This is a genomic window from Mucilaginibacter sp. OK283, from assembly GCF_900110415.1.
GTDB lineage: Bacteria > Bacteroidota > Bacteroidia > Sphingobacteriales > Sphingobacteriaceae > Mucilaginibacter.
In genome coordinates this window covers 50,079-72,929 of record NZ_FODR01000017.1, presented here as the reverse complement: position 1 = coordinate 72,929, position 22,851 = coordinate 50,079, and the positions used below count along the sequence as shown (strand labels likewise).

At 44.1% G+C, this 22,851-nt stretch carries 11 protein-coding genes; 2 read left to right on the top strand and 9 right to left on the bottom strand.

Translation table 11 applies throughout. The annotated features are described in order from the left end of the window. Window positions 1-29 precede the first annotated feature (29 nt). Window positions 30-806 carry an SDR family NAD(P)-dependent oxidoreductase gene (locus BMX56_RS27400; RefSeq protein ID WP_090652904.1) on the top strand — a complete coding sequence of 259 codons (777 nt, stop codon included), beginning with the start codon at window positions 30-32 and terminating at the stop codon, window positions 804-806. 259 nt (window positions 807-1,065) lie between these two features. After that, window positions 1,066-1,872 (top strand): phytanoyl-CoA dioxygenase family protein, encoded by an 807-nt coding sequence (locus tag BMX56_RS27395; RefSeq protein WP_090652903.1) that lies wholly within the window; start codon window positions 1,066-1,068, stop codon window positions 1,870-1,872. 161 nt (window positions 1,873-2,033) lie between these two features. On the opposite strand, the gene BMX56_RS27390 is transcribed toward BMX56_RS27395, so the two are convergent. The 9 genes from BMX56_RS27390 to BMX56_RS27350 form a co-directional block, all read right to left on the bottom strand. Then, complete coding sequence (locus BMX56_RS27390) at window positions 2,034-2,804, bottom strand: 3-keto-disaccharide hydrolase (RefSeq protein ID WP_090652902.1); 771 nt, start codon at window positions 2,802-2,804, stop codon at window positions 2,034-2,036. 30 nt (window positions 2,805-2,834) lie between these two features. Next, a complete protein-coding gene (locus BMX56_RS27385; protein WP_143065545.1) occupies window positions 2,835-4,805 on the bottom strand; it encodes a c-type cytochrome in 1,971 nt (656 codons plus the stop codon). A gap of 12 nt (window positions 4,806-4,817) precedes the next feature. Beyond that, window positions 4,818-6,653 (bottom strand): 3-keto-alpha-glucoside-1,2-lyase-like domain-containing protein, encoded by a 1,836-nt coding sequence (locus tag BMX56_RS27380; protein ID WP_090652931.1) that lies wholly within the window; start codon window positions 6,651-6,653, stop codon window positions 4,818-4,820. A 342-nt stretch (window positions 6,654-6,995) separates the two neighbouring features. Then, window positions 6,996-10,568 (bottom strand): VCBS repeat-containing protein, encoded by a 3,573-nt coding sequence (locus BMX56_RS27375; protein WP_090652901.1) that lies wholly within the window; start codon window positions 10,566-10,568, stop codon window positions 6,996-6,998. A 17-nt stretch (window positions 10,569-10,585) separates the two neighbouring features. Continuing rightward, window positions 10,586-11,803 carry a multiheme c-type cytochrome gene (locus BMX56_RS27370; RefSeq protein ID WP_090652900.1) on the bottom strand — a complete coding sequence of 406 codons (1,218 nt, stop codon included), beginning with the start codon at window positions 11,801-11,803 and terminating at the stop codon, window positions 10,586-10,588. 233 nt (window positions 11,804-12,036) lie between these two features. After that, window positions 12,037-13,782 carry a RagB/SusD family nutrient uptake outer membrane protein gene (locus BMX56_RS27365; protein ID WP_090652899.1) on the bottom strand — a complete coding sequence of 582 codons (1,746 nt, stop codon included), beginning with the start codon at window positions 13,780-13,782 and terminating at the stop codon, window positions 12,037-12,039. 23 nt (window positions 13,783-13,805) lie between these two features. Then, window positions 13,806-17,027 (bottom strand): SusC/RagA family TonB-linked outer membrane protein, encoded by a 3,222-nt coding sequence (locus BMX56_RS27360; protein WP_090652898.1) that lies wholly within the window; start codon window positions 17,025-17,027, stop codon window positions 13,806-13,808. A gap of 645 nt (window positions 17,028-17,672) precedes the next feature. Next, complete coding sequence (locus BMX56_RS27355) at window positions 17,673-18,635, bottom strand: family 43 glycosylhydrolase (RefSeq protein ID WP_090652930.1); 963 nt, start codon at window positions 18,633-18,635, stop codon at window positions 17,673-17,675. A 50-nt stretch (window positions 18,636-18,685) separates the two neighbouring features. Further along, window positions 18,686-22,840, bottom strand: a complete 4,155-nt coding sequence (locus tag BMX56_RS27350) for a hybrid sensor histidine kinase/response regulator transcription factor (RefSeq protein WP_090652897.1) — start codon at window positions 22,838-22,840, stop codon at window positions 18,686-18,688. Window positions 22,841-22,851: the final 11 nt, after the last annotated feature.

Below are 22,851 nucleotides of genomic sequence, written 5' to 3'. Positions count from 1 at the left end.
GGATTTTGCTTTAAAATGACAATTTCAGGATGAAAAAATATGCTTTAATAACCGGCGCAAGTAAAGGTATTGGCAAGTCGATAGCCTGGCTATTGGCACAAAAAGGTTATAATTTATTGCTTGTTGCCCGCTCAGAGGCCGAATTAAATGTTTTATCCGTAGCTATTACATCAACCCATCATGTTGATGTGCACTATTACGCGGCCGATTTATCAAATGCGGGCGCGGCAGCAGAAATAGCTGCCTGGTTTACCGGTTTATCTATACCACTATCTATACTGGTTAATAATGCGGGCTACGGCCAGTGGGGTAACTTCGATGAACTGCCACTACCAGGCCAAATGGCCATGATGAGGGTTAATATAGATGCCGTTGTCGAATTATCACATTATTTTATTCCGTTTTTAAAATTACAGCAACAAGCCTATATACTTAATGTAAGCAGCACTACGGCCTACCAGGCCGTGCCTACTATGGCTATTTACGCGGCTGCCAAAGTATTCGTCTTATCATTTAGCAGGGCCTTGCGTTATGAATTAAAAAACACTCCTGTATCTGTAAGTTGCCTGTGCCCCGGCCCTACTGACACCAACTTTGTGCACCGTGCAGGCATGGATGCTATTGCAGAACTGGCAGCCAAATTTAACATGAGCCCTGACGATGTTGCGGCCATAGGCATCGCCGGCATGTTTGCCAACAAAGCCGAAATTGTACCCGGCTTTTTAAATAAGCTATCGTCAACAGCGGCCAGGCATAGCCCCAAACGCCTTATTGAACGCATAACCGCCGGTTTATATAAGCGATAAAAATATTTTCCTGAAAATTTGTTTGATTAAACAATTTATCTACATTTGCATAGTCTATAAAATACATAGACATTATATACATTGAACAAAACACAACATATAACGTTTGCATCCCCCATGCGAATGCCCTTTGCAAAAAGGGTGCTGTGTAGCTGTTGTTGTTAATTTTCACCGGCCCCAAGGCTCCCCCATTTAAAAGCGGCATAACGCTTTATCCAATACAACATTTTAATTATCTATTATTTTAACTACCCATTTTATGGCAGCGGTATATCAAAAATTCACCTTAGGCACAACTATTACGGCCGAACAACAAGCTTTTTTTAACCAGCATGGTTTCATTCATTTCACCAATTTTATTAAACCCGAAACCGTGGCCGATATCATCAAGGCATCTGAACAGGTACAGCAGCAATGGATAGATAATAAAGTAGAAAAGATAAACGGTGTCCCGGTTAAATATGGCAAGGATTTGGATGGCTCGCCAATTGTGCAGCGCTTCGCGTTCATTAACCAGCACCATGCCGTGCTCAATGAATTTACGCAGGACCCAAGATTCCTGGTATTGTTAAACCTCATTGGCGATGGTGCAAGGCTGGGAACTGAAGAAAAAGACGGAATGGTTTTTAACCACTATGTTAACGGCCCCGAGAGCAGCTTTACCAAAATGGGCTGGCATACCGATGGCTTGCGCGATATATTTCACGGGCAGCGATTAAACCCGATGCTGAATGTAGGTATCCACCTGAGCACATTAAAACCCGAAAACGGCGGATTACGCATTTTGCCCGGCACCCACAGGCAAAACCTTTACCAGATGCTTTTCCGTAAAAAGTATTTCCTGGATCATGATACTGATGAAAATGAGGTAGCAATTACACCAAATGCCGGCGACCTGACCATACACGATGGCCGCTTATGGCACCGTGTGGCACAATCAACCATAACTGGCGATGCAAGCAGGCGCAGGGTAATATACATACCCATCATAGCGGGCAAATTCGAACCAAAAAATGCTGATAGCCCTACCGCGTTTTATCAACGTTTTGCAGGAATTGTTAAATAAATTAAATTATGCTGATAGCCTTACTCACCGGTTACCTTATCCGCACAGGAAAGATTGCCGTATTTAAAAACTTCATAAACAACAAGGTGCTTGCTAAAGTTTATGTACGTAGTACCATCAACTAATAGCAAACACCCTGAACTATTTACTCCTGCTGCTTTTTAAAGCTCCCTTACCCAGATATTACGATAGCTGATAGGTTCGCTTTTATCGCCATGGGCTTGTAGCTTAATGGGCTCGGCGCCATGTTTACGATATTCTGGCTGACCTATGTAAGGGGTATCTCCTTTCAGGATAGTATTGTTTTGTACAAGCACACCGTTATGCAAAACCGTAGCGCGGGCTGCCGATTTTAAGGTGCCATCCTCATTAAAGCGCGGGGCTGTCCAAATTACATCGTAATACTGCCACTCGCCGGGTTTGCGGCAGGCATTTACCAGTGGCGGCGATTGTTTATACATACTACCGGCCTGGCCGTTTACATAGGTTGGGTTTTTATAATTGTCCAGCACCTGCAACTCGTAACCACCTGCACCCCAGGGCAAAGCCGCCAGGAAAATACCGCTGTTACCACGTGCCTGGCTGGTGCCGGTAATGTTGGATGGAATGCGGTACTCAATATGCAATTGAAAATCCATGAATTTGCGTTTGGTGCGGATATCCCCTACGCTTTTATCAACAGTTATAATATTGTCGGCAACTGTCCATTTGTGGGTTGATGTGGAATCGTTTAAATCTACCCACTCGTCCAGGTTTTTGCCGTCGAACAAAACGATGGCATCAGATGGTGCTTCGCCCATTTTTTGGCCGGGTGTTACTACAGCTGGTACCGGTGTCCAGTATTCTGTATCTTCTGGTTTTCCTTTTTGCTGCGCGTTTGCAGCTATTGCCGAGGCAGCTAATAAAGCTGATAATATGATAACGTTTTTCATTTTAAACTATTGATGATCTGTTTTAATAAATTACTTAGCCAGCGATTTAATCCAGAGCGCTATTTTCCGGGCCTCATCTTTAGGCACCTGCGGCATAGGCGGCATCGGTGTCGAATAATCGGGCCAGTGTTCGGGTTTGGGATTGTGAATCAGTTGTACCAATTCGTTCACGCTGTACTTCTTCTTGGCCACATCAACATAGGCCGGACCAACCTGGCGCTTATTGGCGTTATGGCACGATAAACAGGTGTTTTTTAGTAACAGCGGTTTTACCTCGTCATACGTAGGTACCGCGTTGGCCATAGCCAATGCTTTTGCACCTGCGCCTTTAGCTAAAGCTCCCTTTTTACCGTCTGCTGTTGTAGCAGTTTTTACCATTTTGGCCGAATTCAGGGTACTCACCCCCACCATCGAAAGCTTTTGCCCTTCGGGGATGTTATTGAGGGTATAATAAGCCGTTGGATGGACAAGGTTAAAATAATTCTCCTTATCGCGCATGCCATCCAACGTAATGGTGTGGATATAATACCGGCGCAGGTTGTTTACAATTAGCCTGGCTTTTAGTCCGTCTTCCGATACCTTAACACCTACAATAGGGCATTTTTCGGTATTTACTGGTGGACTGCCATATACCGCCTGGTATTTGTAGATGTAGCTTTCTACCGAGTAAGAAGCAATATCTTCCGCTACTTTTTTATCAACCGGTTTGGTAAATTCAATCTCGAAACCATCGGGCATGGCACGAATGGCGCGCATCTCAAACGGCACCTTATTATTCCACACCAAACGTTGCAGGCCCATGGTGGCCTCGCCTGCTGATCCCCAGCCACGGTTGGTTTCGCCGGCGGCTAATGAACCATCGGGCAGCCAGGCCAGCCGCACAATGCCCGATTGAAAGCCGCTGCGGAATGCCCATGCTGCTCCCTGGTACTGGCCGTTAACTTTTTCTAAAAAGATCCGGTCAACCATGCTCTGCCCCTGGTCACACACTAATAGCTGACCGGCAAAGGGGCCAAAGGCGTCTTCGGGAATTTTTACTATTTCGGAGTTGGAAATACCTAATATCCCGTGAGGTAACCAAACCGTTGGCAATGTTAGTTCCGGAATTTCCTTCTTTACTTCAAATTCTGTCCTGAATTTTTCGTTGACGATATCCTGGGGTTTAAATGGACGCCCATCTTTATCAAATTCAATCCTGGGATTGTTTTTGGCAAAGAATTGTTCTGGCGTTAGTTTTAGGGGAGAGTTTGGTAAACTCGTCCAAACCAGGCTGGAGGGATGGCCCATGAAAGCGCCTTTTTCTATCTTCATGATACTGCCCGATCCTACCCAGTCGCCCTGGTTATCGCTGTACCACAGTTCGCCATCAATCATACTAATGCCGCATGGCGAGCGGAAACCCGCAGCCCATGGGGTAACGGTACCATCTTCTTTGATATTTAAAGCCCATCCCCGATAGGGTACGAAGCTTCGGGGGTGCCACCAGTCGTCTGGAAAACCCAGGTTAAGCGTCACAAAGAAAGAACCATCCGGAGCAAGTTTTGGCCCAAAGCTGTATTCGTGGTAATTGCCCGATAATGGCCAGGCGTAAATGGTTTCAAATACATCGGCCTTGCCATCCATATTGGTATCCTGCAGCTTGGTCAGCTCGCCGCGCTGTACCACGTATAAAGCGCCATCCTTCCAGGCCGCTCCCAAAACCTCGTGCAGGCCCGATGCAAATTTCCTAAAATATGGGTGCTGGCCGGTGGGGTTCTCCACCATAAAAATATCGCCCCTGCGGGTAGTTACCGCCAAAGTGCCATTAGGCAGGGTGCACAAACCGCCAACTTCCAGTATAGTACCTTCGGGAGCAGGCACTTTCATGATCTTGAAAAAATCATCCTCCTTAGGCGATTCGGCCTGGGCGAACGTGTATTGCGTATTGCTTAACAGCGCGCCAACTATCAGTGTAGTAAATAAGCCGGTCCTGTTTATCATTTGTTTTAATGTGTATTTCATGATGACGGCTGCTTAAAAGATAATTGAATAGGTTAATTTTCCTTTGATGGGGATGATGAGTTCCTGCTTACCGCCCGCGTCCCTAAGGACGGGTTTTGCCCCCGTAGCATCTTCTACTTTGATATAGTAAGATTTATCATCAACGGTATATAATCCGTTACCCGCATCCTCAATATTGTTGCCGGTAGCCAGGTGGGCAAACAAGCCATCAACCGGGTTTTGCAAAGTAATTTCGCGGTGGATGCCGTGGCCACCTTCTATCACCGAACTGGCATCATTCACCATTGATCCGTAAATGATATACCTGAAAGTGGGCTGATCATTAGCGTTCAGGATATAGCCTTTAGGCCGGTAACCTGTCCCGGCGGTATCTGCCGCCCAGGTGGCCTGCACACCAGCCAATTTTTCGATCCCAGGTACAGGTTTGCCCAGGTATTGTACCGAACCTGCTACGCGTGATGAACCATCGCCCCTATCGTGCCACATGGGGGTGGCATCTAAAAAGCCGCCGCGCCATATCTGAACTATCATCCCTTTATCCAGGTCGTAAGTGTAATGTACCTGTTCGGCACTGCCCACATTTACGCCATGGGTAACGCGGATACCGCCCGGCAGGTCAGAAAAGCTGCGCAAAATGGTGTTGGACGTGGCATTAATAAGGATGGGATCAACCGGATCGTTATTACTTACGTTAGCATCAGTCAGCAGATATTCGCGGATGCCGGGACCCGAAACGGTTAAGCCTAAAGCAGGCTTGGCCCAATCGGCAGTTTTGGAATAATACAGATCAAAAGCCTGATCGCCGGGCTGCAATTGAATTTTGCCATCGCCGCGGTTATTGGCCGACGCTATGGCATCATTGCCGCCGATCTTTAAAGAGCCTTTACCCCCCGGCACACTTAGCTTAAAAGTATACTGCCCGGCTTCGGTAATCTTTATGGTTCCGGTGTAGTGGATCGCAAAGTCGTTGGTTAGTTTGCCTACATTTGATGATAATATGGTCGAATTTCCTTCGGCTACCGCCTTAACTTTAGCGTCATTTGTTGCGGTAGCTGCACCTTTAAAAACCGCATATTTCAGGTTAGCTAAAACAGGTGGCGCTTTATCAAAACTGGTAATGCTGATATTCCGGAAAGCTACCGCGCCATGATCGCCCTGGATGCGCAGCGGGCCGGCGGTTGTTTCTTTGCTGTCCATCGCGCCGCGGGTTGGGCCTGCCAGTTCTGCATTATCCTGTATCAAAACACCGTTTAACCAAACGTAAATCACTTTGGCGTTACTTATCTTTTTGCCCTGCGCATCAAAGCGCGGAGCCTGGAACGAGATACGCATGTGCTGCCATAAGCCGGGAGCCCTGCTGGCATTTTGCCTTGGCGCGTGGCCATCATAGCCCTGCTGGCCGTTGGGCTTGCTATCGTCCCAACGCTCGTAAATACCGCCGTTGTCGCCCGATTGGGGATTAACTTTACCCCAGCTATCCAGTAACTGAATTTCGTACCGGCCCTGTAAATAGATGCCCGAGTTTGATCCTTTGGCCATCATATAATCCAGCTCCAGGTCCATATCCCCGTAGTTAGCTTTGGTATAAAGGTCCTGGGCGCCTTTTTTGCCGGGCAGGTTAACCAATATGCCGGTGCCATCTTTGGTTGTTAAAACTTCGTCTTTATCCAGGTCGGCCTGTGCGCCGACAGCCAGTTTCCAGTTTGAGGATGGCTCCTGGAACGCCGAAAGATCGGTTAAGGGCACCGTGCTTTGTGCCATCAATTGATGGCAACCCAACAGGCAGCCCAACAACATAACCAGCTTTTTACCGCCAAGGGTTATAGGAGGATACTTGATACAATACATTTTATTTAAATTATAATTTGATTTATGTGGCATAAGATGGTTAAGCCTTATACCCGTGCAATTTAATAAAATATACAATCGATTGCGGAATTATTTGAATAAGTTGTTTGATACAAAACACCGCAACCTAAAACCTTATTTTTCAAATCCCTCCCTCGGGAGGGGCGCGATGGAAATGCGGGCAAAGGTAGGGAGGGGTTTATTCGAGCGACCGGCACAAAGGTTATTTGAACGCCTGATTTAACCCCTACCTCCCCTTCCCCAAGGAAGGAATCGCACATCCCCCTGCTCTCTTTTATTCCTTCTTCACTTTAAAATTCTTTACAGCAAACAATTTCCCCGCTATTTCACTACCCTCTTATTCCCTCTATCATCAAAAACAACCACACTCTTCATCCCATCATCAACCTGTATAAACCTGGCAGACTGCGACAGGAAGGAGCTGCCGTAGTAAAACTCCTGCTTAGTTACCCGGCCATCGTTATATTTAATAATGGCATAGGCATCACGCTCCTGTACCGCCATGGTTTTAACCTTTGTATTTTGTTTAAAAACTTTCAGGCTATCCCTGTTTTGACTGGCAGCCAGCAGAATGTGGTTGCTTTTATCGCGTAACTGCACCAAGGCTTTGCCGTTGCCGGGAATGTAAATACCGCTTTGCAAAATACTCATCGGTTTGAAACCGCCTTTGCCATCGCCTTTCAACATCAAACCATTCAGGGCATCGTAGCGCCCTATGGATGCATCGCTGCCATAATCGTTTCCATTCATCACTACATCCAGGTTGCCATCGCCGTCAAAATCGCCGGTTTGCATGCCGTTGAGTATGGATACCTGGGCCTGGATAGGTAAAGGTATCAGGGTAAATTTGCCGCCTCCATCGTTGCGCAGATAACATGATTTAAGCAGGTTGGCTTTAAGCCTTAAAGCACCGTTTAGCTGCTCGGGCGTTAGCATATCCTGTAGGGTGGCGGTGGCAAATGATTTGTAGTTGGTATACTTCTTTTTCAGGCTGATCATCTGTTTCAGCTGATCTTCCCTCCCGTGCAACGGAAACTCTTTCTTTTCGCCATTTACATCCGGGAAAAACACGGATGGGATGGTGCTGTATCCGCTGCCGTCAAAGTTTTTTGCGGTGATGTAAATCGGATATTGGTCGCTGGCCTGCAGCAGGCTGTTTTGGCCAAGGTTGCCCACAATGTAATCCGTGCGACCGATATGCCTGAAATCGCCGCCCGTTATCGTGTTCCACATGCCCAATTTGTCGGCAACGCCCGATTTAGCGGTGATGTTCACAAATTTACCATGGTCATTTTTCAGGAAAGTAATGGGCATCCATTCGCCGGCCATGATCAGGTCGGGCCAGCCATCGTTGTCAAAGTCGGTAAATAAGGCATCGCAGATGAGGCCCGCATTTTTTAATGCTGGGGCAACCTGCGCAGTAACATCGGTAAATTTAATGTGCCCATCGTGGCTGTCGTTTCTTAAAATAATGCTTGATACGGGCTGTGGGTATTTCCAGGGCTCAACCCTGCCTGATACAAACAGGTCAAGTTTGCCATCTTTATTATAATCGCAGGCGCGCACACACAGTTTGCTGGTAAAGTTTGTGGGCAAAGCATCGGTAGCTAAGGTAAAATTGCCCTTTCCGTCGTTTAAATAAAGCCTGTCCTGGTATTCGGGGCTGTTGGCCGCCGTTTCGTACCCGGCGCCTGCTGCGTATAAATCCAGCTTGCCATCGCCATTGGCATCAAACAAAAGCAAGCCGCCATCTTTGTATTTACCCTGGCTTTGTGCCGGATTATTTTTAACCAGGTCGCGCTGGATGAATTTACCATTGGCCTGTTGCAAAAACACCAGCGCCGGAAAGTTGGAGTTGCCGCCAATCACCACATCGTCTAACCCGTTATTATCTACATCACCAACGGCCAAAGCCGGGCAGTATTCTGATAGTTTATGGGGTAACAGTTTTTGAATATTAAAGTCGATAAAGGTGGCATCCTTGCTTACATAACCTATTCCAAGAGAGTCTGTAACCTCTTTAAACAGCGATTTGGTATAAAACTTAGGCAGCGTGGATAAATAATTATCCTTGGCATCGGCTATGTTTACGGTGATCTTTTGATCAGTCTTTACATCGCGTAATACTTGTTTTTTGCCACCCGGCCATTTTATAACTAACGAATCTACCTTGCTAATAGTCCCTAAACCAAAATGAGCTATGGCTTGCACTGATGACAGGTATCCCCGGTAAGGGTCGTGTTCATAAACCTGGTGCTTACCTTTGTCATAAAAAATTTCGGCCAGTGCACCCAGTCCGTTGATATTATTTTTGTCGCCTTTAAAGTCTATCTGCAGGTAATGGCTGCTGTCTGATTTCGTTTTATCATCCCGCGAGGTGTTGCGGTATACCGATGCTTCATCGTTGATATTGTTTACCACCATATCCATAGTGCCATCATTATCCAGGTCGACGTAAACTGCACCATTTGAAAACGATGGTATGTTCAGTCCCCAGCTTTTGCTTACATCATGAAAAGTAAGATCGCCATTGTTTTGAAAAGCATAGTTAGGAATCTTGATCTGGGGAATTTGCTCCAGTACTTTTTTCTTCGGCACGGCTGCGTAGGCCTGGCTGCGGTAGGTCATAAAATCACGGTCGGATACATCCTTGGGGAAACCGTTGGTTACAATTACATCGCGGAAGCCATCGTTGTTAAAATCTGTTACCAGGGGTGTCCAGCTCCAGTCGGTTTGAGACAGGCCGCTCATGAAACCTACTTCGCTGAATGCCGGGCTGCCAATGGCTCCGTTTTGCCCCAAACGCGGCCCCTGGTTAACCTGCAATGTATTGCGTACGTATTGGTACTGCGTTTTAAACATATCAAAAAGCTGGAAGATTTGGTAGCTGTTGGCTCCCAGGATCATTTTTTTACGATAGTTGTCCTCCGGGTTCATGTCCAGCTCTATCACATCTGCCAGGCCATCGTTGTTAATATCCACAATATCCTGCCCCATGGCGTTGTAGGATGTATGTTTAAAATACTCTTTGGAGCGATCTGTAAACGTGCCGTCGTGGTTATTGATGTACAGGATATTGCTGGATACAAAATCGTCAGATACATAAATATCTTTCCATCCGTCGCCGTTAATATCAACCGTAGTGGCTGCATGGCCAAAGCCATCTAAATTGATGCCGGCCTGTGCCGATACATTATGAAAGACGGCATGGTGCAGCTTTTCGTCCCAATCGTTACGGTACAATTGCCCGGTACTGCTGTTACTGGTACGGGTGGCTTTGCCAAAAACGTTGGGGTAATAGGCCGATGACGCAGTATTAACCGTGAGGTACATATCCAGATCGCCATCGTTATCGTAATCAAAAAAGCTGGCCATGGTTGATTGTTTGGTAAGCTCCAGGCCGTAGGCTTTTGCCTCATCCTTAAAATGAGGGATGCCATCCTTATCAAGCCCCTGGTTAATGTATAAAATATTTTTACGGCGCAGCGAATCGGGATAGATGGTATTACAAACGTAAATATCCATCAGGCCATCGTTATTGATATCAACAACGGCAACGCCCCTGCCCCAGCGGCCCATACCGCTTACGCCGGCTACATCGGTAATGTCCTCGAATTTAAAATCGCCTTTATTCAGATAAAGCCGGTTTGATACCAGGTTGCCGGTAAAGTACAGGTCCTGCAAACCATCGTTATTAAAATCGCCTACGCCAACGCCGCCACCGTTGTAAATATTGGTGAGGTCGATGGGGTTAATGGTATCGGTTTCGATAATCTGGTTATTAAAATGAATGCCCGAATGCGACGAAGAAATTTGCTGAAACAACGTATGCTTTTTGCAGGAAAACAAGCATATCGACAATAAAAGCAGCACCGGGAAATGGATCTTATTCATATGATGGGGATATTCAATTATTTGTTAACAAATGCCAATATCTTTTTAACCTCCTGCGGATATATGGCTATATGATGGGTATGCACAAAAAACCTTACAGGCGGCGCCTTATCGGCGGTTTGCACAGATATTACATTGGTAGTTAATTCGGGCATGTGGCAGCTGATGCATTTATCTTTAAGCACACCGGCGTTTAACTTATCTGTCATTTTGCAATAAACATGACTGGGCTTGTTGTGGCAACTGAGGCATTTTTGGGTATATAAAATATCGTTGCCGCGCGTATTCTGGTGCGTATCGTGGCAGGTTGCGCAATCCATGGTACTGTTTATGTAGCACTTGCTGCTTTGTAATAGCTGCAACTGTTTGCCATGCACATCTAAATGGCTGGTATCCAACGTGCGCTGAAATTCGGGAAGTTTATATTTGGCAAAGGTATCGCCGGGCATAAAGCCAAATGTGGTTTTTAACAATGCCGTATGGATGCCCGAGTGGCATACCGCGCACATATCCATCCTTTGCTCCCTGCTTAAATTGGCGTAGCGGGCTATAAATTTTGCCGTTTTAACACCGGGATTGTTAGCCTGAAAATCCACGTGTTGTGCACCGGGGCCATGGCAGCGTTCGCAATCAATTCCATATACCATGGTGCTTTTATCAAATTGCTCATCGCGGCTTAACTGCTGGTTTTGCTGCAGCAGCTCATCAACATAAGAAACATGACATTCCAGGCAACGCTTCCCTATCGACCTGAAGTTGACAAAATTAAACTGATAACCAGGACTGGTTGACCATTGCTCCTGTTTATTATAATAAGATAATGGCAGCTGGTAAAGCTGGTTGTTTTGCCAGTATAAATAGCTTTCGCCTTTTACCCCGCCAAAAACAATATCAAAACGGTTACTTTGCTTAACCTTGCCATCCTGGTAAAGGGTTTGGTATAAGCCGCTATCGCGTTTCTCCATCAATATTTTTTGATTTTGGCTGATGTTAAAGACGTTAAAGCCTGCTGCAAAGCTGCCGTGTACCGTATTTGCCGATGCAGGGATTGACGCTATATAATGTGCAGTATGCAAGTATGAGTCATAAAGCTTACCATGACATTTAGCACAGGCTTTTGAACCGGCGTATAAAGGGCCGCGGGGATCGGCATAGGCATTATTACCCCTAAACTGGAAGTAGATAACTACCAGTAGTGTAATTAATATGCTTGTTACTATTAGTGTTTTTTTCATGACAGCGAGCCCGGCCCCCTCTAAATCTCCCCCGGTAGGGGAGACTTTTAAAATCTATTTTTTTTAAACTCTAAGCCGTTTACAGGAAGACTTAACTTCACTCCTTTTAAAAGCCCTCCCTACCGGGGAGGGTTTGGGTTGGGCCGAATTTAAAAAGGCTTTCTCCCGAAGGAGAAAGCCAAAGCAAGTAACCAATTATATAACTAAACTCAGTTCATTCATCATAACCCTTATTAATAACCTGGGTTTTGTTTCAGGTTAGGGTTAAGCCCTATAGCGGTTTGCGGTATAGGCAATATATCGTGGTTTGCAGGTAACGATGTGCGCCAAACTCCATGCAGTTTTCCATCGGCAGTTGGGCCGTAAGGATAAGGCTGCGGGGTTACTGTAGCATCGGTACCGTAGTTTTTTTGGATGAAGGCAGCAGCTACACCCGGGCCAGCTCTGCGCAATAAGTAAAATAAGGAATACTCGCCGGTCAATTCGTGCCTGTACTCACTTAATACCATCTGCAACGGGTCGGTAATAGGCGTAGTTGCTTTACCATCATAAGTAAGCCCATCCTGCATAACGGCAGGGGCCGAGCCGCCAAAAGCCCTGTCTCTAACCAATTTCAAGTCGGCCATGGCTCCAGGAATATCGCCGGTACGCACTTTACACTCTGCTCTTGACAACAAAACTTCGGCATAACGCATCAGGATTTGGTTTTGCGAACCAAATATGGTTGATGAGCCATTGGCGCCGGTAAGGTTTGGATCGCGCCATTTTTTTGCGCAATAGAAGCCAGAGCGGGTAAGGTCATCGCCATACCATGGCTGCCTGATGGCACCGCAGGTATTAATGATGTTGCCATCATCGCCAACAAATGAGCCATATTTTTGAGCCGAGTTATCTTTTGTTCCGTTTTTGAAACCGTCAATAACCACCTGGTAGCCTTTTATACCACCCCACTTGGCAATAATGCCTGGGCTGATGTTTTGATCGCCGGGACCAATAATGGTTGCATTTTTACGTAAATCACCTGTTTGGTATGAGTATTCTAATCCTGGGTTACCATAATCGTAACCAAAACCGCTTAATTCATGTGGCCAGCTAAAGTCATCAATCCAGGCAACTTCGCCACCATTTTGCCAGCCGCCATCCCAGCTTTGTGAGCCCTGGATATCAAACTGAATTTCAAATAACGACTCGTCGTTATTTTGATTGCTAAATTCATGTACATCAATAAATTTTGGCAATAAATGGTAATTGGCTGTCAATTCAGTATTGTTAAACGCGGCCAAAGCTTCAGCATATTTACCTAACCACATTTGCGCCGAACCTTCATAAGCATAAGCCGCACCTTTGGTGGCCCTGCCCTTTTCAGTCGCAGGCAATACCGTTTTTGATTGTAGCAGGGTTTCAGCCTGTTTCATATCGGCTACAACCTGTGCAAATACTTCGGCTTGTGTGTTTCTCGGTGTTAAACCATTGGTTGATGCCTTTAACTCCAACGGTACGCCGCCAAAGCTACCTGCCAGGTAATAATAGCTCATGCCCCGTAAAAAGTAGGCTTCGCCTAATAAGCGGTTACCCAATTCGGCGGTAACTACACCTTTTGTTTTTGCAGTAGCAATGATCTCTAATGCAGAGTTTGCCCTGATGATGTCAAAATAAGCATTTTGCCAAAAGGTATACAATGCGCCAAAAGTCGGACTGATGGTATAGTTGTTCCAGGCAATATCACCACCATCATTAAACCAATCATGAGTTGTAAAATTGGCATAGTACCAGATTGATTTTTTCAGCAAATCGCTGTTTTGATAACCATCATAAATACTGTTTACCAACGCTACTACATCCTGCGATTTTTCGAAGGTTGCATCGGCGTTTGATGCTGTAGTATTGGTTTGTGTTAAGAAATTCTTTTTACAGCTGAGCGGGATCAGCATAGCCCCACACAAGGCCGCTATAGTGAAATATTTTTTATTGATTTTCATATCATTAATTTTTTTGTCCTTGGTTAGAATACTACGTTTAAGCCGATAGTGTAAAACCTTGATGATGGATAAGTACCATTGTCAACTCCGTTTTGGGTTGGGTTGGCGTTTTGAGCACCAATTTCGGGATCAAGACCTGTGTATTTGGTAATAGTGAACAGGTTTTGAGACGAAACATATACCCTGATTTTTGATAAGGTAAGTTTCTTTACTAAATCCTGTGGTAATGAGTATCCAACAGTAACGGTTTTCAGTTTCAGGAAACTACCGTTTTCAACCCAGGCGCTTGATGGTAACAAGTTACCATAATCGGTATCATCATAATGTACTGCAGCATAACGGTTTGACGGACGTGAAGGAGTCCAGTAGTTATTGTAATACTGTGTGCTCACGTTTTCGATACTTACCGATCCTCTTTGCGCAAAGCTTTCCAGGTTACTTTCCTGGTAGTTCAGGATCTTGTTGCCGTAAACTCCGTAGAAGTAAGCGTTAAAATCCCATGCTTTGTACGAACCGCCAAGGTTAAACCCGCCAAAAAACTTAGGCTGCGGGCTGCCCAGGGCTACCCTGTCATCAGCAGTTACTTTACCGCTGCCATCAACATCGGCATATAACCTATCGCCTACACCTGTAGTTGCTTTATAATAAAAATCGTTGCCTTTAGCCTGTGCTGCTGTATTTAAAGCATTTAACTGGGCCTGGCTTTGGATAATACCAATTGCTTTATAACCGTAAAACTCGCCAACCGGCTGGCCAATGTAAGTACGGGTAAATTCTGTCCAGCCATCACCTGTTAATCCAAGACCGCCAAAGTTTGAAATGGCATTGGTACCTGAATATAAACTGGTAAGCTTGTTTTTAATGAACGACAGGGTTAAACCTAAATCGATATGCAAATCGCTGTTTACCGCATGGTTATAGTTTAATGCAAACTCCCAGCCTTTATTTACCATCGAACCTACGTTTGAAGGTAAAGATGTATAACCTGTTTGTGGTGATGCTGCAATGTTTAACAGGAAATCTTTTGATCTTCTGTTAAAATAATCAACAGTAAGGCTCAATTCGCCATTTAAAAACGACGCGTCCATACCGATATCGGTCACGTAGTCAGTTTCCCACCTGATGTTATCATTTTCTGGCTGGATTGAAGCCACACCTGCCTGGTAAGTTCCGTTTGAGCCACCTACTTTACCAAATGCATAACCAAGGTTACCACTGGCGGTTGCAGAAGCGCCTGCAGAATATAACGATTGGTAGGTAAAGTCGCCGATGCCATGCTGGTTACCCAACTCGCCATAGCTTCCTCTGAATTTTAAACCCGAAAGCCAGTTAACGTTTGTAAGAAAAGATTCCTTTTTAACATTCCAGTTTACAGCACCTGAATAAAAAGTACCATACTGATGGCCTGGTGCAAACTGCGATGAACCATCTCTTCTAACCGTACCTGTTAAATAATACTTGCTTCCGTAATTGTATGCCAACCTTGCAAATTGCGAAGCGTAAGAACGTTTTACTTCGCCGTTATTAACAACGCCGTTGGTATTAGCATCCAATATAAGGTTGGTACCCTGGCTTAAGCTTTTAATAGTGTTGTTTGGCGGCGTAACACTACCACCTAAACTGTTGTAATCGCTTTCCTGTTCAGATACACCTGCTACAAAATTGATGGTATGTGAACCGAACGTTTTATCGTATGACAGGTAATTTTCCCACAACCAGTCGAACGTGCTGTTGATATGCTGCGAATATAAAGCTGTACCCGATGCACCTGCAGCAGCGCCATACTGATCAATTTTACGGCTATCTGAAGGCTGGAAGTAAGAACCGTTGTAGCCAGTATAAGTGATACCGCCGTTGGTTTTAAATTTAAGGCCGTCAAAAATAGTGGCTTCTAATGATGAGTTAACCAAAAAGTAGTTGTTTATATTTTTATACTTATTGGTCTCGATTGAGTAGATTGGGTTGTTATTTTTGGCCACATAAGTGTAAATAGGGTTAAAAAAACCGTAATTACCATTAGCGTCTTTTATCTGGCTGGTTAATTTATTACCGCCATCAAGTGTTGGTGGCAACTGGTTGATATTACCTAAATTACCGGTACCGAATGGGTTATTTAAATTTTGGTAAGAGTATTTGGCACTGGTTGCAGATTTAAGCCATTTTTTTGGCTGATAATCTAAATTTGTACCTACAGTGATCCTTTTAAAGTAAGAGCCCAGTACAATCCCTTTTTGATCATAATAACCGATAGATGTTGATGATTGTACTTTTTCGTTACCACCACGGATAGCCAAATCATAGTTTTGGGTTAAACCGTTACGGTAAATGGCATTTTGCCAATCGGCATTGGTTAACGACGATGGGCTGGCCCAGTTGGCTAAAGTTGTAAAGTGTTTGTTAGGATCATTTGCTGCTACATCATTGGCCAGGGTGGCAAACTGCTGCGCGTTTAACAAATCGTACTGCTTAGGTTTGCTCTGGAACGCGTTGTAAGCGTTAAACTCAACCTGCGCGCCGCCATCTTTTTTACCTTTTTTGGTGGTTACCATAACCACGCCATTAGCAGCCCTAACACCGTAAATAGCGGTTGCCGAAGCATCTTTCAGTACATCTATAGATGCAATATCGCTTGGGTTAATGTTATTGATACCACCTGCATTTATAGGATAACCGTCTACCACATATAACGGTGTGTTACCGCCACTGGCCAGGCTACCTGTACCACGTATTAAAACGGTAATGTTACTACCCGGCGAAGCATCATTATTGGTAACCTGTACACCGGCAGCACGGCCTTGCAAAGCCTGGTCTAACGATGTAACGGGTACTTTTGCAATGGTTGCAGCGTTTACAGAACTAATTGCGCCGGTAACATCACTGCGTTTGGCACTACCGTAACCCACAACAACTACCTCATTAAGTGCTTTATTTTCGGGAGATAATTTTACGTTTACTGTTGCATTACCGCCAACTAACGCTTCCTGGCTGGTGTAGCCAATAAAGCTGAATATTAATGTAGCATTGCTGCCTGCTGTAATTGAATAAGTACCTTCGGTATTGGTACTCGTTACGGCAGTGCCGCCTTTTACTTTAACGGTAACGCCCGGTATTGGCAGCCCGTCATCGGCTCCGGTTACCTTACCGGTAATTTTGCTTTGTGCATATCCAGACATACTTACCAGCATAAGTGCTAAGTTGATCCAGATTAAAGCCACAAACTTTTTGATGTGTAGTTTTCCTCTCATACATTAATTATTAGATTTTGAAAATTGGTTTGCGATCGAAGCGGTTCAGCTTTTTTCATGTCGGCAAAATTTCACCGAACCTTGATACCAAAACTATGCAACACACTCAATCGATTGTACTACTTATGTTTAAATTGATACAACAAATGTTACACACATTTAAAGCAATGATTATCAATTAGATAAACAGAATACTGAGTATTAATGGTCAAAAAAATACCATAAGCATTAAACCGATACAACTTTTGATACAGGTGTTATAGCTGTGTTTTGAGGCAAAACAGCGTTAAAATAGATTGGGAGATAAGTGTAAATTTCCGGGGAAGGCCAGGGGTTTTAGCCTGGAGTCGAAAGTCTGAAGTTCTAAGACGCTCCTATATTTAGTTTATATTATTTATGTATCACATTATCATTGCCGTTGACTTTAGTCAACGGAATAATGACCAAAAGACGAGAGGCTTTAGCCAAAGTCCCGCTTGAATAATTGGGCTAAAGCCGCAATGATGTTTTCTGTTACCGTTGGCTAAAGTCAACGGCAATGAATAATTTTCGTCTTTAGATAGTTTCTTAGCCGAAAATAAAAAACAACCAAAATGCGACTTAAGACTAATAACTCAAGAGTTTCGACTTAACCAATAACGCACTTTAAAAACGGTTCAACGCCGATGGCTTAATTTTCAGAATATTGCCTTGCTTATCAAAGTTCAGGCTATCTAAACAAAGCTCGCGCAATACATATTCTTTATTTTGGGGATGAATGCGGTGGTATAAAATATAGTATTGACCGTTTTGCTGAAAAACAGTGTGATGGCCAGGCCCCACTGTGGTACTATCGGGCGTGGTGGCCAGGATAGGGTCGTACTCACCTTCTGTCCATGGCCCAAAGGGTGTTTTACTTACCGAATAGCGTACCTGGTAGGTAGCGTCGATGGCTTTACCGTATGAATACATCAGGTAATACAAACCGCCACGCTTAACCATATGCGGGGCTTCAAAATAATGGGGCGGTGTAATATCCTTTGGTTCGCCATCAAAAGTGACCATATCTTTTTTAAGCTTTACTGCCATACAATGGCCATTTACCCATTTAAAGCCCGAACCCCAATATAAATAGGCCTGCCCATCCTGGTCAATAAAGCAATCGGGATCGATGTTATGAACACCCGGGTATTTATTGCCTGCAACAAGAGGTGTATTATCGGCTTTCGCATTTTTCCACGGGCCAAGCGGGTGGCTGCTTACCCCTACCCACAACTCGCTGCCAACTGCTACGTACAGGTAATACTTGCCATTGGCTGCCTTGCGGATGGATGGCGCCCATACCATGGAATTATTGGAGGTTGGGCTTGTACAGGCTTGTTTTGTTGGCCAGTTAATATGTTCTGTTTTAAAGGTCACAAAATCTTTGGTTACCAATACCCCCAACTCGTTGCCTCCCCAGGGATCAATGGTGGCATAGATATAATAAAGCCCTTTATCTTTAATTATAGTAGGATCGGCATAATAGCCTTTAACAACCGGGTTATTTACAGCCTTTGTTTGCGCATGGGCTGCCAGCAAAAAGCTAAAAAATAATGTTATCAGCAACAGGGTTTTAAATATCCTCATGGTGCGCAAATTAACAATTTTATCAATTACCGGTATCAATCGTGCTATTGCTACGCTAAAATATCTTCATGCTCCTTATTCTTCAGCTCGGCAATGTATTCAGACGGCAGCATGCCAAACTCTTCTTTAAACACCTTTGCAAAATAAGCGGCATTGTTAAAGCCCACTTCATAAGCCACATTGGCAATACTTAGCTTGCTTTTCTCCAGCAACTGTACTGCCCGTTGCAAACGGATGGTGCGGATACAATCAACCGGCGTTTTACCGGTAAGGTTTAATAATTTACGGTAAAGGGATACCCTGCTCAGCGCCAGGTGCCTGGCCAGCTCTTCTACCGAGAAATTGGGCTTGGTGATATTCTGCTCAATAAAATCGAGCGCGTTTTTCAGGAATTTTTCGTCTTCCGACACCACCACCACATCCTGCGATTGAATATCAACCTGTTTTTGATAGGTTTCCTTAAACGTTTGCTGCATCAGCAATAAATTGTTGATTTTGGATAGCAATATGCCCGAATTAAATGGCTTAACAATATAATCGTTAGCCCCGCATTCCAAGCCCACCAACTGGTCATCTTCGCCGGCCATAGCGGTTAGCAATATAACGGGGATATGTGATGTACGGCTATCTCCCTTTAGCTTTCGCGACAATTCAAAACCATTCATTTCGGGCATGGTTACATCGCTCACTATTAATTTGGGGTGCAAGGCAAGCGCTTTTTGCCAGCCTTCTTTACCATTTACGGCCTCAATAATGTGGAAATGATCTTTCAGGTTCTCTTTCAGGTAAAAACGCATATCATCATCGTCCTCAATTAATAAAACCGTTGGTTTTTTGTTTGAGCCCTGTATGCCTTCGGTGTTTTTTAAAGTCGGCAGCGTATTATTTTCATGTATTGCCGGTGCAAGCGTCAGTTTCTCGGTTTTACCTTCAAATGGTATACTTACAATAAAACAACTGCCATATTCGGGTTCGCTTTCCAGCCTGATAGTTCCTCCATGTATTTTAATAAACTCTTTTGTAATTGACAAACCAATTCCGCTCCCCTGGTTTAACAGGCTTTCGGGGATGTTATCCTGGAAAAACCGTTCAAAAATCATCTCCTGGTTTTCTTTCGAGATCCCGATACCTGTATCAATTACCCTGATTTCGAGCATTCTTTTATCAGCCGGCAAATTAGCAACCTGCGGCGTATTTAAAATTACGCTGATGCTGCCTCCTGTGGGCGTAAACTTAAACGCGTTTGACAGCAGGTTAAACAATATCCTTTCTATTTTATCCTGGTCAAATTTGGTGGTAAATGAGTGCAGCTCGCTTTCAAACAGGTATTGAATCTTTTTTTGATGGGCTACATCGGTAAATGACGACGAAACTTCTTTTATAAATTGAATAATATCGCCCTTGTTTAAGCTAAGCTTCAATTCGTTATGCTCCATTTTTCTGAAATCTATCAACTGGTTAACCAGGTTAAGTAAGCGCTTGCTGTTGCGCTTAATCATGGTTAAATGATGTTGCTGATCGGGATTGTCAGATACCTTGATAAGATCATCAATTGGTGACAGGATTAATGACAACGGCGTGCGAAACTCGTGACTGATATTAACGAAGAATTTAATCTTCATTAAATCAAGCTGGTGCATGCGCTGCGCTTCTTCGCGCTGGCCGGCAAGTTTTCTTTCAGCCTCTATCTCTGCCTGTTTAAATTCAAATTGCCGTTCCAGTTTGGTTATACCGCGGTGCCTGATGTAAAATAACAGCCCAAGTGCAAGCAGCATATAAGCAATGTAGGCCAAAGGCGTTTTCCAAAACGGGGGCTGAACGGTAATTTTAAGCGAGATCTCTTTACCGGTATTTAATTCCCTCACTTTAAAAGTATAATCGCCGCCATCAAGATTGGTATAGGTAACACTATGGCTGTTGGCCGGGAAAGTGATCCAGCCTTTATCAAAGCCTTCAAGGGTATACTGGTAACTTATTTTATTGGGATAAAAATATTCGTTGGCAGCAAACTCTATATCAAATACATTTTCATTATGATTCAGAGTTATCCACTCTGTTTCTGATATAGCCTTATCCAGCACAACCCGTCCTTTTACCGAATCGCCGGCGACCACACTTTTATTAAATAGCCTAAAATCGGTAAATACCAATTTGGGATTGGGTTTAAGGGTGTTTATTACTGCAGGGTCAAATAAATTAAATCCATGCGCCCCACCAAATGCCATTTGCCCGTTTCGTAGTTTTATAGCGGCATATAAGTTAAAATCCCGCCCCTGTAAGCCATCAGCTTCATTGTAATTATCAACCTGGAATTTATATTGCCCGCCTGCGGGTGTTAAACTGATGTTTGAAAGGCCGTTAGTGGTGCTTACCCACATCCTGCCCTGGTTATCTTCTAAAATGTTCGATACATTATTTACCGGCCAGCCCACGCCCTTATCTACATTTAAAAATGTATTGGTTTGGGTGTTAAGTATGCTTAAGCCGCTTTTTGTGCCAATCCACATTAATCCGCGGCTATCCTGGGTTATTATATTTACATCGCTGCCGGCAAGGCTGTTTGGATTTTTAGGCTGATAGTAGTAATGCCGCACCAGGTTTGTTTTGCGCTCTATCACATCAACGCCTTTATCGCGGCCTATCCAAATATTTTGCTGCCTGTCCCGGTAAAAAAAAGCTGTGTAGTCAGATACCATTTTATACTCGGGATGGCGGAAAGTATTGCTTTTACGGTCAAGCACATTCAATCCGCCTGCAAAGGTTCCTACCCATAAATTCCGGGCAGCATCTTCAATTATGGTATAAACCCGGTCGTCGGTAATGGTAGTTTTATCTTTATCGCTGTGGCGATAATGGGTAAACTTTTTACCGTCAAAACAATCCAGCCCACCAAAATAGGTGCCTATCCAAAGTTTATTTTCATGGTCAACGTATAAGCTTATGATAATATCGATTGATAAACTATTAGGATTAGACGCATCGTGCTTGAATTGGGTATACTTTTTGGTTTCAGGGTTAAAATTAATAAGACCGCCGCCATTTGTCCCTATCCATAAATTACTGTTCCGGTCTTCGGCAAAAGCATTAATATCCTCATAGGGCAGGCTGTTTTTATCTGTTAATAAATGCCTGTAAACCGGAAATTGAATGATGGCACTGTGGTAATAACTTATGCCCTGCTTAAAAGTGCCCGCCCAAACAATACCTGCATCGTCCCTGTATAAAAAAACACTGTTACCGCTGATGGATTGAGGATCATCCTCCTTATTTACCAGGTAGGTTACTTTATGGGTTACCGGATCGAGCACGTTGATGCCGCCATGATCGGTACCTATCCATATTTTGTTATCATCACCCTGTATTATGGTATTCACAATATTGGAGTTTAGCCGGCCATCGGGCGTATCTTTACTAAAGTGTAATAGCGAATAGTTTTGGGTATTAAAACAGTAGGTGCCAAAAGGCCCCGCGGCCGAATAAATCCACAGGTTACTTTTATTATCAACTGCAAGCGTGTACAATTCCTGCTTATTTAAATTGGCCCTGGCCAGGCCATCAAAACGTTTGATGATTTTATTTAACCGGGTATCCAACAAATCGATAATACCATCGCTATAAATTAACCAAACAGCATTATTTTTTGTGGCTGCCACATCCATTATGGCATCTGAATGTAAAATGGTTTTTGAAAAGGACGATGTGCAGTAAAACGACGTGGAACCGTCTGTTGGGTTATACCTGTACACGCCTTTATTTTTAGTGATAAACCAAAAACCGCCGTCTTTATCCTTTCGAATGAGCGTTACATCACTGGTTATAATTTTATACCGCCGAAGTTCATCGGCAACGTTAACAGCAAAGTTCTCGGTCGCGGGGTCATAAATACTGATGTTGCTGTGCGTAAATATCCACAGCTTTTTATCAGGCCCCTCGCTGATGCGCGAAACAAAGCTTTCACTTAGCGAATTAGGATTATCGGCCTCGTGCTTAAAAACCTTAAATTTAAACCCGTCATACCTACTCAGGCCCGAGTTTGTGCCAAACCACATGAACCCTTTTTCGTCTTTAAAAATACAATTGACGTGATTATCAGATAAGCCATCGGTAATATCTAACCGCGAAAATTTATATAAGCGACTTTGGCCAGATAGCCACTGATGGGTAAAAACAAGAAATATAAATGTTATATAAACTTTAAAACTCATTATTTAGCAAT

Excerpts from the sequence above, each read along its gene's own strand:
- BMX56_RS27400 (WP_090652904.1), top strand. The coding sequence starts at position 30 with ATGAAAAAATATGCTTTAATAACCGGCGCAAGTAAAGGTATTGGCAAG.
- BMX56_RS27395 (WP_090652903.1), top strand. The coding sequence starts at position 1,066 with ATGGCAGCGGTATATCAAAAATTCACCTTAGGCACAACTATTACGGCC.
- BMX56_RS27390 (WP_090652902.1), bottom strand. The coding sequence starts at position 2,804 with ATGAAAAACGTTATCATATTATCAGCTTTATTAGCTGCCTCGGCAATA.
- BMX56_RS27385 (WP_143065545.1), bottom strand. The coding sequence starts at position 4,805 with ATGAAATACACATTAAAACAAATGATAAACAGGACCGGCTTATTTACT.
- BMX56_RS27380 (WP_090652931.1), bottom strand. The coding sequence starts at position 6,653 with ATGTATTGTATCAAGTATCCTCCTATAACCCTTGGCGGTAAAAAGCTG.
- BMX56_RS27375 (WP_090652901.1), bottom strand. The coding sequence starts at position 10,568 with ATGAATAAGATCCATTTCCCGGTGCTGCTTTTATTGTCGATATGCTTG.
- BMX56_RS27370 (WP_090652900.1), bottom strand. The coding sequence starts at position 11,803 with ATGAAAAAAACACTAATAGTAACAAGCATATTAATTACACTACTGGTA.
- BMX56_RS27365 (WP_090652899.1), bottom strand. The coding sequence starts at position 13,782 with ATGAAAATCAATAAAAAATATTTCACTATAGCGGCCTTGTGTGGGGCT.
- BMX56_RS27360 (WP_090652898.1), bottom strand. The coding sequence starts at position 17,027 with ATGAGAGGAAAACTACACATCAAAAAGTTTGTGGCTTTAATCTGGATC.
- BMX56_RS27355 (WP_090652930.1), bottom strand. The coding sequence starts at position 18,635 with ATGAGGATATTTAAAACCCTGTTGCTGATAACATTATTTTTTAGCTTT.
- BMX56_RS27350 (WP_090652897.1), bottom strand. The coding sequence starts at position 22,840 with ATGAGTTTTAAAGTTTATATAACATTTATATTTCTTGTTTTTACCCAT.